This window comes from Luteimonas terrae (genome assembly GCF_004358165.1).
Taxonomy (GTDB): Bacteria; Pseudomonadota; Gammaproteobacteria; order Xanthomonadales; family Xanthomonadaceae; genus Luteimonas; species Luteimonas terrae.
Window position 1 is genome coordinate 86,455 of sequence record NZ_SMTG01000004.1, and the last position, 11,145, is coordinate 97,599.

The window sequence follows — 11,145 nt, forward strand, 5'->3', positions numbered from 1 at the left end:
CGCCTCCGGGAGCGCGGAACAAGCCCGGGCAAACCCCGGGTCGTCAGCGCTGCTCGCGCAGGAACCGCGCCATCGACACGCCGTCGTTGCCCTGCGCGGGTGCGAACTCGGCGGCGACGTCGACGAAGCCGCGCATGACCGCAATCTCGCGCGGGGTGCGGTTGAGGGTGTCGCGCAGGTCCGGGTCGGCGCCGGCGCGGAGCAGGCGGCGGGCGATGCGCAGCTGGCCGTGCAGGCCCGACAGGTGCAGCGGGCCGAAGCCGCGCTGGTCCTGCGATTCCAGCGAGACACCCTCGTCGAGCAGATGCTCCATCGCCGCGAGCACCACATCCTCGTCGCAGGCGGTGCCGGGTTCGGCCCGGGCGCCGAGCAGCAACAGCAGGGGCGTCACGCCGCCGGCGGCAGGCGCGTCGACCTCGGCCCCGGCCAGCAGCAGCGTGTCGAACAGGGCGAGCAGACGCGGCCGATCGCGCGACGTGAAGCCGTAGAGCGCGGCGCAGTGCAGCGGCGTCAGGCCCTGCGCATCGGTCGCATGCACGTCGGCGCCGGCGGTCAGCAGACGCGCGGCGAGATCGGGCAGCCCGAGTGCGGCGGCGAGCATCAGCACGCTGACTTCGCCGGGCAGGCGCTGGTCGAGCGACACGCCATGCGCCAGCAGGCGATCGACGATGCCGGCGTGGCGCATGCTGACCGCCGCCGACAGCGGCGTCGCACCGGACTGGGCTGCGCGCGACGCGTCGGCGCCGCGCGACAACAGCAGTTCGACGACGTCGGCATGGCCACCGCCGGCCGCACGCAGCAATGCGGTGCAGCCTTGGCCGTCGACGGTGTCGACCGCGAACCCGAGATCCAGCAGACGGCGCACCGCTTCGGCATCACCCGCGTTCGCGGCGGCCGGCAGATCAGTCGCTTCCAAGGCGCGGCGCGGCAATTTCCAGCCGCGCCAGTCGAGCCAGTCGGCGAGATCGCGGCGACCGGCCGACAGCGCCACCCCCAGCGGCGTCTGGCCATCGGCGGCATGCGCGGCCGGCGACGCGCCGTGACGCACCAGCGTTTTGAGCGCGCCTTCGCGACCGAGTGCGGCGGCGAGATGCAGGGCGGTCATGCCGCGCGAATCGCGGGCATCGAGGTCGACGCCGTGATCGACGAGACGCTCGATCAGGCGCAGCCAGCCCAGACGCACGGCCAGCGACAGCGGCGGATCGCCACCGGGCAGCGCGGCGAAGGGATCGGCGCCACGCGCCAGCAGGTCGAGCGCAAAGGTTTCGAAGGCGCGCGCGGCCTGGTCGTCATCGGCGCAGGCGGCGAGATAACGCGCCAGGTTGCCGGCGCCGCCGGGCGACGCACCGTGGCGCAGCAGCGTCTGCAGGATCGGCAGCGTGGTCGGTGCAGACCCCAGCAGCGCGCACAGCGGCGGCCGACCGGACGCGTCCGCGACTTCGACATCGGCACCCTGTGCCAGCAGCCATTCGATGCGATCGAACGAAGGCGGCATCTCGGGATCGAGCAGCAGGCCACCGAGATCGCGCGCACCGAGCAGGCGCAGCAGCGGCCCCTGATCGTCGAAGCGGCCCTCGCGCAGGCTCGCGCGGAGCAGCAGCAACGGCGTGCGGTCGCCCGACGCGGCGCCGTCTTCCTCGTCGGCGATGCCGAGATTGGCCGGCAGCGGGTAGTCGGGATCGAGCAGGCGCACCAGCGTCCAGCGTCCGGTTTCGGCAGCACGGTCGACCGGCTTGCGGCCGTCGGCGTCGGCGATGTCCGCGGGCACCTCGAGTTCGAGCAGGCGCTGCACCATGGTCGCCGACGGCAGCTCCGCCGTGCAGGCCAGGGTCAGTGCGTTGCGGCCGGCGATGTCGACCGCCTGCACGTCGGCGCCGGCGGCCAGCAGCGCTTCGAGCGCCGACAGACGACCGCCGCGTGCGGCTTCGAGCAGCGGCGTGCGACCGTCGTTGTCGCGACCGCGCACGTCGGCGCCCGCGCCCAGCAGGGCAGCGAGAATGTCGTCGTGGCCGTGGAACGCGGCCACGTGCAACGCGCTGCGACGCTGCGCATCGCGCGCGTCGACACGCGCCTTCTGCTTGATCAGCAACTGCACACCAGCCGCATCGTCCTCGTCGCCGCCGGCCGCGGCGAGCAGCGCGGGCGTGCCGCCTTCGATCTCCGGCCTGGCGCCGCGTTCGAGCAGGAATTTCGCCAGCCGCCAGTTGCCGACCGCGCAGGCCATGCCGAGCGGCGTCAGCCCGTCCTGGTTGCGGGCTTCGAGTTCGGCCGCGGCATCGCGCAGCAGCGCGGCGACGCCGGGGTCGGAGCTGCGGGCCGCCAGGTGCAGCGGCGTGTTGCCTTCGTGATCGGTGATGCGCGGGTCGGCGCCGTTGGCCAGCAGGGTCATCACCGCGTCGGGGCGGCCATGCCAGCTGTCGCGCGTCGCCGCGAGCAGGGGCGTCATGCCCGCGTGCGCGGCATTGACGTCGACGCCGCGCGCGATCAGTTCCCGCAGCAGGCGCAGGTCGGGCAGCACCGCCGCCAGCACGGTGAGGCTGCGCTGGTCGCGGTCGTCGCCGGCCGGCAAGGCGCGCACGTCGGCACCGGCCTCGATCAGTGCCAAGGCGCGGTCCACGCGGCCGGCGCGGGCGGCTGAGTACAACGCGGCGTCCGGTGCGGCGTCCAGCGGTTCTTCGCTCAGCGCCACGGCGGGATCGCCCTGCATCTCGACGATCTGCATCGGCAGCGCGGCCGGCGGCACGATCCGCTGCAGCAGCACGTGCAGCCCCAGCCACACGGCACTGGCGACGACGGCGAAGGCGATGCGCGGGCCGACCGCCGCGGCCGGCAGCCAGGCCGGCACGAGCACCAGCGCGACGATCGCAGCGACGCACAGGGCTGCCCCGACGCCACGCCAGTTGCCGGTCTCGCGTTCGGACAGCGCGCGCCAGTGCGTGCGCAGATCGCCGCCCTCGCGCTCGACCGCATGCCACAGCGGCCAGGTGCGCCAGAAGCCGATCACCGCCAGGCCGACGGTCACGCTCAACGCGAGCGCCGCGCCGAGTTCGCCGCCCTGTCGCAACGCCGACAACGGCCAGGCGACCAGCACCGCGGTCGCGACCGTTGCCACGCCCCAAGCGCCGGCCAGCGACAGCAGATCGCCCTGCAGGGCCTTGCCGGCCGGCAAGGCGCGCGTGCGCCAGCCGCGCACCGCCAGCGCGAACGCCGGCTGCGCGAGTGCGCCAGCGATCGCGGCGATCGCACCGCCGACGACCGTCAGCGCGGCCAACACAAGGCCGGCCGCCAGCATGGCGAAGGGAAGACGGGACACGGCGTTCGCAGGCCGCGGTGCGGACTCAGGCATCGGTGCCCCAGTCCCCGGTCAGCGGATCTGCGACGACGCGCGGCGGCATCTGCAGGTGGAATTTCTGGGTGCGCAGTTTCTCGCGGACCGTCTCGACGATCTCGCGCGCGAGCTTGCGATCGGGCGTCAGCGCCACGTCGAGCACGAACGTCAGCGTGCCCAGCTGCGCGCGCACCGGCTCGGGCAGAACGTCGAATGCATCGCGCTCGGCGAGGTACACATAGGTGTCCGCCTTGCGCTGGCTTTTGTAGACGTAGGCGTGCATGGCCGGAAATCGCGGAAACACGCGGGATTGTGCGTCAAAAGCATCGCCATGGGTATGGCGATGCGCTTCGTTGCGGGCGCCGCGTCGACACCGTGTTCAGTGATAGCCGGCGTCGGCCGCCACCTTGCCGCGGAACACGCGGTACGACCATGCGGTGTAGCCGAGGATCAGCGGCAGCAGCACGACCAGTCCCGCGAGCACGAAGCCCTGCGATGAAGGTGGCGAAGCGGCTTCCCAGATGCTCAGCGACGGCGGCACGATGTTGGGCCAGATGCCCAGTACCAGCCCGAGAAAGCCCAGCCCGAAGAAGCTCAGCGTCAGCAGGAACGGACGCGCATCCCGACCTTCGCGCATCGCCGCGCGCCACAGCCAGACCGCATTGACCAGGGCGAGCACCGGCACCGGCGACAACCACCAGAAATTCCCGTCCTCGAACCAGCGCGCCATGATCCTGGAGTCGAGGAACGGCAGCCAGGCGCTGACCAGCCCCATGAAGGCCACGACCACCAGCACCAGCGGGCGCGTCAGCGTGCGCGCGATCTGCTGCAGGCGCCCCTCGGTCTTGAGGATCAGCCAGGTGCTGCCCAGCAATGCATAACCGAACACCACGGCCGCGCCGGTCAACATCGAGAACGGACTGAACCAGTCGAGCGCGCCGCCGGCGTACTTGCCCTCTTCCAGCGCCATGCCTTCGACCAGCGCGCCGAGGATCACGCCCTGCGCGAAGGCGGTGAGCAGCGAGCCCACGGCGAACGCGGCGCCCCAGAAGCGCTTGCCGCGCCGGGCCTTGAAGCGGAACTCGAACGCGACGCCGCGGAACACCAGCGCGATCAGCATCAGCAGCACCGGCAGATACAGCGCCGAGAGGATGATCGCGTAGGCGCGCGGGAACGCGGCCAGCAGGCCGACGCCACCGAGCACCAGCCAGGTCTCGTTGCCGTCCCAGATCGGCGCGGCGGTCGTCATCATGTGATCAAGCTGGCTGCCGTCCTCGGCGAACGGCGCCAGCACGCCCAGTCCCAGCACGAAGCCGTCGAGCAGCACGTACATCAATACGCCGAAGCCGATCACGGCGAACCACGCCACCGGCAGCACGGTCTGCAGATCGAACTCCATCAGTCGTCTCCCACCGGGCCGTCGGCCGCCGAGATCGGCCGCATCGGCGTGCGTTCGCCCGCGTCGTGGTCCGGGCCGTCGTCGAAGGGCTGCGGGCCCTTGCGGATCATCTTGAGGATGTAGCCGCCGCCCGCGCCGAACACGACCGCGTAGGCGACGACGAACGCGGTGAGCGAGATGATCACGCTGGTGCGGTCGATGTCGCTGACCGCGTCCGCCGTGCGCAGGAGCCCCTGGATCACCCAGGGCTGCCGCCCGAACTCGACGACGAACCAGCCGGCCAGCACGGCGATGAAGCCGCTCGGGGCCATCAGCCGCCATGTGTTCAAGAGCCAGGTCGATTCGAACAGCCAGCGCCGCCGCCACGCCCACAGCGAGACCACGGTCAGCAGCAGCATCGCCATGCCGATGCCGACCATCACGCGGAACGCATAGAACACCGGCGCCACCGGCGGCCGCTCGTCGCGCGGCACCGCGGTCAGTGGCGCGATCGTGCCGTCCCAGCTGTGGGTCAGGATCACGCTGCCCAGGCGCGGGATCGCGACCTCAAAATCGTTGCGCTCCGCCTCTGCATTCGGCACGGCGAACACCACCAGCGGCACGCCTGCGCCGGGCTCGCCTTCATGCCAGTGCGCTTCCATCGCCGCGAGCTTGACCGGCTGCACCTCGCCGGTCTTCAGCCCGTGCAGGTCGCCGACGACGATCTGCAGCGGCACGGTGATCGCCGCGAACGCGACCGAGAGCTTGAGCATTCGCGTGGCCGCATCGACGTGGTCGCCGCGCCGCAGATACCAGGCCGCGACGCCACCGATGACGAAGCACGTGGTGATGAAGGCCGCCAGCGCCATGTGCGCCAGGCGGTAGGGGAACGAGGGATTGAAGATGATCGCCATCCAGTCGGCCGGATGGAACACGCCGTCGATCAGTTCGTAGCCGGCCGGCGTGTGCAGCCAGCTGTTGGCCGAGAGGATCCAGAACGTCGAAATCAGCGTGCCCACCGCGACCAGGCAGGTCGAGAGGAAATGCAGCTTCTCCGAGACCCGGCCCCAGCCGAACAGCATCACCCCGAGGAAGCTCGCCTCCAGGAAGAACGCGGTCAGCACCTCGTAGCTCAGCAACGGTCCGAGGATGTTGCCCGCCGCCACGCTCAGCGCCGACCAGTTGGTGCCGAACTGGAAGCTCATGACGATGCCCGACACCACGCCCATGCCGAACGAGACGGCGAAGATGCGCGTCCAGAAGAAGTACAGCTCACGCCACACCGGATCGCGCGTACGCAGCCAGCGGAATTCCAGAAACGCCAGCCAGCTCGACAGCCCGATGGTGAAGGCCGGGAAGAGCACGTGAAAGGAGATCACGAATCCGAACTGGATCCGCGACAGCAGCAACGCGTCCAAGCCGGACGTCCTCGATCAAGCGCAGGGGTGGCCAGTGTCGGCGCGGCGTCGTGAAACGTGCGTGGGTCCGAACGTCGCATGCGACCCCATGTCGCGCCGGCCATGACCCTCGCCCGAGCGTGCCGGCGGGAGCGCCCGGTACACTGCGGCCCTCCTGTCACTCGTGGAACCGTCGAATGCGTCGACTGCCGTTGAGCTGGGTGCTCGCCTGCGCCCTCGTGTCCCCCATCGCCCTGGCGCAACCCGCGCAGCCGCTGACGATGGACCGGATCATGGCTGACCCGGACTGGATCGGCGCGCCGGTGGAACGCGCCTGGTGGCGCTGGGATGGCCAGTCGGCCTACTACGCGCTCAAGCGCGACGGCAGCAATGTGCGCGATACCTGGATGCAGCCGCTGGCCGGCGGCGCGGCGACGCGCGTCGAGGACAACGCCCGCGCCGATCTCGACGGGCAGGACCCGATCGTCGATGCCACCGGCACGCGCATGGCGTTCATGCGCAACGGCGACATCTTCGTGCGCGACCTGCGCACCGGCGCGCTGAGCCAGGTCACGCGCACCGAGGCGCCCGAAGCGCAGGCCCAGTGGACGCCGACCGGCGGCCTGATCTGGCGCGCCGGCAACGACTGGTTCGGGTGGGATGCCCAGCGCGGCACCACCCAGCTCGCCAGCCTCAAGGCCGAGGACGATCCGGCCAAGCCGCCGAAGGCCGACGATCTGCGCGATCGCCAGCTGCGGATGATCGAGACCCTGCGCGTCGAGCGCGACCGTCGCGACGAACTGCGCACGCAGAACGAGGCCTGGCGTCGTGGCGACGCCACGCGCGCGCCGGGCCCGGTGTTCCTGGGCAAGGACGTGACCATCGCCGGCAGCGCGCTGTCGCCGGCCGGTGACCGCCTGATCGTCGTCACCACCGCCAAGAGCGGCGACGAAGGCCGCGAAGGCAAGATGCCGCGCTACGTGACCGAATCCGGCTACGAGGAATTCGAGGACGTGCGTACGCGCGTGGGTCGCAACGACCCGCTGGCACAGACGCTGTGGCTGGTCGACCTCGCGACGGGCGGCGTGCGCGAACTCAAGACCGACACGCTGCCGGGCATCGCGACCGATCCGCTGGCCGACCTGCGCCGCGCGGCCGGCAAGGACGCGCTCAAGGGCAACCGCCCGGTGCGTCTGGAACTCGACGGCCGTGGCGGTGGGGGCGGCGCGATCCGCTGGAGCCTTGATGGCCGCAGCGTCGCGCTGTCGATCCATTCGGTCGACAACAAGGACCGCTGGCTGGCGACCGTCGATCTGGCCGCGGCCACGCTGCAGAACCGCGACCGCCTGACCGACGCCGCCTGGATCAACTGGGATTTCAACGAATTCGGCTGGCTGCCCGACAACCGCACGCTGTGGTTCCTGTCCGAGTCGTCCGGCTATTCGCATCTGTATCTCAACGACGGCGGCCGCTCGCGCGCGCTGACCTCGGGCGAGTGGGAAGTGTCCTCGCCGGTGATGTCGCGCGACGGCAGCCGCTTCTTCTTCCTGTGCAACCGGCAGTGGCCGGGCCGTTACGATGTGTGCAGCGCTTCGAACGGCACCGTCGCCGAGGTCACCCGCACCGGCACCATCGACGACTTCAGCCTCTCGCCCGACGAGACCCGTCTGCTGCTGCGCACCTCCAGCAGCTACACCCCGCAGCAGCTCGCCGTGGCCGATGTCGCCGGCGGCGACGTGCGCGTGCTCACCGATACCCGCACCGCCGAGTACAAGGCCTACGACTGGCTCCAGCCCGAGTACGTGCAGGTGCCGTCCAAGCATGGCGCGGGCACGGTGTGGGGCAAGTTCTACGGCCCGAAGACCTACGAGCCCGGCCGCAAGTATCCGGTCGTGCTGTTCGTGCACGGCGCCGGCTATCTGCAGAACGTGCACGAGCGCTATCCGAACTACTTCCGCGAGCAGATGTTCCACAACCTGCTCGTGCAGCAGGGCTACATCGTGCTGGACCTCGATTTCCGCGCGTCCAGCGGCTACGGCCGCGACTGGCGCACGGCGATCTACCGGCAGATGGGTCATCCCGAGCTCGAGGATTACCTCGACGGCATCGACTGGCTGGTCGACCACCACCAGGCCGATCGCGACCGCGTGGGCATCTACGGCGGCAGCTACGGCGGTTTCATGACCTTCATGGCGCTGATGCGCGAGCCGGGCACGTTCAAGGCCGGCGCCGCGCTGCGCCCGGTCACCGACTGGTCGCAGTACAACCACGCCTACACCGCCAACATCCTCAACACGCCCGACATCGACCCCGAGGCGTATCTGAAGTCCTCGCCGATGGAATACGCCGATCGCCTGCAGGACAATCTGCTGATCGCCCACGGCATGATCGACGACAACGTGTTCTACAAGGACTCGGTGATGATGGCGCAGCGCCTGATCGAACTGCGCAAGGACAAGTGGGAACTGGCCAGCTACCCGATGGAGCGCCACGCCTACCAGCATCCGGCCTCGTGGTACGACCAGTACCGCCGCATCTACGAGCTGTTCGAGCGCACGCTCAAGTGACATCGGGCGGGCCGCTGCCGGCGTTCGAGCTGCTGCGGCCCTCGCCGTGGAAGATGCTGGCCCTGCTGGCGATTTCCGCGGGCTTCGTCTGGATGGCGGTCGCGATCGGCGACCGCAATCTGCTGTTCGCGTGGATCTGCGGCGGCTTCTTCGGTGTGTGTGCGCTCATTGCCCTGGTCGCGCTGCTGCCCGGCGCGAACCATCTGCGGCTCGACGCCGACGGCCTCGAGCTGCGCTCGCTGTTTCGGGTGACCCGCTGGGGCTGGCGTGATGTGCTGCGTTTCGGTCCCACGCGGGTCGGCCTGCACACGCTCGTCGGCGTGGACTTCGCCGACCACGTCGACATCGCGCGGCGGATGCGTCGGCTCAACCGTGGCTTGAGCGGCTTCGACGGCGCCCTGCCCGACACCTTCGGCCATCGCGCCGCAGATCTGGCGGCAAAGCTCGAGCGCTGGCGCGCGGCCCACGCCTGATCCGCCCACGCCCGTTCGATTGATCAGGATCAATGCCGTCCGGCGGGCGCCGCCTACAATGGCGCCATGAACGATTTCGACACCGTCCGCGACTATCTCACCGGCCTGCAGGACCGCATCTGCGCGGCGATCGAGCAGGCCGACGGCCAGGCCCGTTTCGTCGAGGATCTGTGGCAGCGCGCCGAAGGCGGCGGCGGTCGCACGCGCATCCTGCGCGACGGCGCGGTGTTCGAGCAGGCGGGCATCGGGTTTTCCGACGTGTCGGGGACGGCCCTGCCGCCGTCGGCCAGCGCCAACCGCCCCGAACTCGCCGGCGCGTCGTGGCGGGCCTGCGGCGTGTCGCTGGTGTTCCATCCGCGCAACCCGCACCTGCCGACGACGCACGCCAACGTGCGCCACTTCCGCGCGACACGTGACGGCGAGACCGTCGCGGCGTGGTTCGGCGGCGGCTTCGACCTCACGCCGTTCTATCCGGTGGATGAAGACGTGCTGCACTGGCACCGTGTCGCGCGCGATCTGTGCGAACCCTTCGGTGGGCAGACGCGCTACGACGCGCACAAGACCTGGTGCGACGACTACTTCTTCCTCAAGCACCGCAACGAGACGCGCGGCGTGGGCGGCCTGTTCTTCGACGACCTGCACGAAGATCCCGCGCACGATTTCGCCTATCTGCAGGCGGTCGGCGACGGTTTCCTCGACGCCTATCTGCCCATCGTCGAGCGTCGCAAGCACACGCCCTACGGCGAGCGCGAGCGCGAGTTCCAGCTCTATCGCCGTGGCCGCTACGTCGAGTTCAACCTGGTTTACGACCGCGGCACGCTGTTCGGGCTGCAGTCGGGCGGGCGCGCCGAGTCGATCCTGATGAGCCTGCCGCCGCGCGTGCGCTGGGAATACGGCTTCGCACCGGACGCCGGCAGCGACGAGGCGCGCCTGGCCGACTATCTGCGTCCGCGCGACTGGCTCACCGAACTGGCTTGAACGCGATGCATCGCGATGCGGACGCGCCCGCGGAGGCCGCGCATGACAACCTGCGCGTGCTGTACGCCGACGCGCACCTGCTCGCGTTCGACAAGCCCAGCGGCCTGCTGTCGGTCCCGGGCCGCGGCGCCGACAAGTCCGATTGCGTCGCGACCCGCGCGTCGGCGCAGTGGCCGGATGCCCGCGTCGTCCATCGGCTCGACCAGCCGACCTCGGGCGTCATCGTGCTCGCGCGCGGGCTGGAGATGCAGCGCACCTTGAGCGATGCCTTCGCGCAGCGGCGCGTCGACAAGCGCTACGTCGCCATCGTCGACGGCTGGCCCGAAGACGATGCCGGCGTGATCGAGCTGCCGCTGATTGCCGACTGGCCGAACCGGCCGCGGCAGAAGGTCGACGCGACCGTCGGCAAGCCCGCACTGACCCGCTGGTCGGTACTGTCCCGCGAGATCGCCACCGACGGCACGCGCTGCGCGCGGCTTGCCCTGTCACCCGAAACCGGCCGCAGCCACCAGTTGCGCGTGCATCTGCAGGCGATCGGACATCCGATCCTGGGCGACGCGCTGTATGCCGAAGAGGCCGCGCAGGCACGTGCGCCGCGACTGTTGCTGCACGCCGAGGCGTTGTCGCTGGTGCATCCCGCGACCGGCGACGAACTGCGGATCGAATCCCCGTTGCCGTTCTGAGGCCGCGGATTCGTGCGAGCGCTCGCGCGCGGCCCTGCACTACGGACGGCCGCAACGACGCCTGCATCGCGCGCAAGCGCGCCCACCGAACAGGTGGATTCCCGTGGCGGCAAATCGCGGACATAAAAAAGCCCCGCAGGCAGGGGGGGCCTACGGGGCTCGGGGAACCGGGCGCGGGGAGACGCCTGATGGTTCCGGTCGATCACTCCAGGGGAAGGGAGGGATCTGCGACAGACCTTGCATCTGTCGAGGGTTATGAGAACACCCGGCGGATGGATGGATCGTGAAGATAACGGTTAATTTTCTGTTGGATTCAGGACGCATTTACTCCGCATCCGCTT

The 11,145-nt window shown here is 70.2% G+C and carries 8 protein-coding genes; 4 read left to right on the forward strand and 4 right to left on the reverse strand.

What is annotated here, in order from left to right:
- Window positions 1-43 precede the first annotated feature (43 nt).
- The 4 genes from E2F49_RS09645 to E2F49_RS09660 all read right to left on the reverse strand — a co-directional run bounded on the left by E2F49_RS09645 (window position 44) and on the right by E2F49_RS09660 (window position 6,124).
- On the reverse strand, window positions 44-3,292 hold the full coding sequence (locus E2F49_RS09645; protein ID WP_425481377.1) for an ankyrin repeat domain-containing protein: 3,249 nt from the start codon (window positions 3,290-3,292) through the stop codon (window positions 44-46).
- Between the two features lie 46 nt (window positions 3,293-3,338).
- The gene (locus E2F49_RS09650) at window positions 3,339-3,611 is read right to left on the reverse strand and encodes a YcgL domain-containing protein (protein ID WP_133393707.1); all 273 of its coding nucleotides are present in this window, start codon (window positions 3,609-3,611) and stop codon (window positions 3,339-3,341) included.
- A gap of 96 nt (window positions 3,612-3,707) precedes the next feature.
- Window positions 3,708-4,727: a cytochrome d ubiquinol oxidase subunit II gene (gene cydB, locus E2F49_RS09655; RefSeq protein ID WP_133393708.1), complete on the reverse strand. Its 1,020-nt coding sequence runs from the start codon at window positions 4,725-4,727 to the stop codon at window positions 3,708-3,710.
- Window positions 4,727-6,124 carry a cytochrome ubiquinol oxidase subunit I gene (locus E2F49_RS09660; protein WP_133393709.1) on the reverse strand — a complete coding sequence of 466 codons (1,398 nt, stop codon included), beginning with the start codon at window positions 6,122-6,124 and terminating at the stop codon, window positions 4,727-4,729. The genes cydB and E2F49_RS09660 overlap by 1 nt, the downstream gene beginning before the upstream one ends.
- Window positions 6,125-6,309: 185 nt before the next feature.
- On the opposite strand from E2F49_RS09660, the gene E2F49_RS09665 reads away from it, so the two are divergent.
- The 4 genes from E2F49_RS09665 to E2F49_RS09680 all read left to right on the forward strand — a co-directional run bounded on the left by E2F49_RS09665 (window position 6,310) and on the right by E2F49_RS09680 (window position 10,804).
- Window positions 6,310-8,670, forward strand: a complete 2,361-nt coding sequence (locus E2F49_RS09665) for a S9 family peptidase (protein WP_425481378.1) — start codon at window positions 6,310-6,312, stop codon at window positions 8,668-8,670.
- On the forward strand, window positions 8,667-9,143 hold the full coding sequence (locus tag E2F49_RS16375; protein ID WP_165971188.1) for a PH domain-containing protein: 477 nt from the start codon (window positions 8,667-8,669) through the stop codon (window positions 9,141-9,143). Before E2F49_RS09665 ends, E2F49_RS16375 begins: the two co-directional genes overlap by 4 nt.
- Window positions 9,144-9,209: 66 nt before the next feature.
- Window positions 9,210-10,121, forward strand: a complete 912-nt coding sequence (gene hemF, locus E2F49_RS09675) for an oxygen-dependent coproporphyrinogen oxidase (protein ID WP_133393711.1) — start codon at window positions 9,210-9,212, stop codon at window positions 10,119-10,121.
- A 5-nt stretch (window positions 10,122-10,126) separates the two neighbouring features.
- Entirely contained in the window at window positions 10,127-10,804 is a 678-nt protein-coding gene (locus E2F49_RS09680) for an RluA family pseudouridine synthase (RefSeq protein WP_133394092.1), read from the forward strand.
- Window positions 10,805-11,145: the final 341 nt, after the last annotated feature.

What these genes read in the sequence shown, in the direction of transcription:
- hemF (WP_133393711.1), top strand. Translation starts at nt 9,210, where the DNA reads ATGAACGATTTCGACACCGTCCGCGACTATCTCACCGGCCTGCAGGAC.
- cydB (WP_133393708.1), bottom strand. Translation starts at nt 4,727, where the DNA reads ATGGAGTTCGATCTGCAGACCGTGCTGCCGGTGGCGTGGTTCGCCGTG.
- E2F49_RS09645 (WP_425481377.1), bottom strand. Translation starts at nt 3,292, where the DNA reads ATGCTGGCGGCCGGCCTTGTGTTGGCCGCGCTGACGGTCGTCGGCGGT.
- E2F49_RS09680 (WP_133394092.1), top strand. Translation starts at nt 10,127, where the DNA reads ATGCATCGCGATGCGGACGCGCCCGCGGAGGCCGCGCATGACAACCTG.
- E2F49_RS09650 (WP_133393707.1), bottom strand. Translation starts at nt 3,611, where the DNA reads ATGCACGCCTACGTCTACAAAAGCCAGCGCAAGGCGGACACCTATGTG.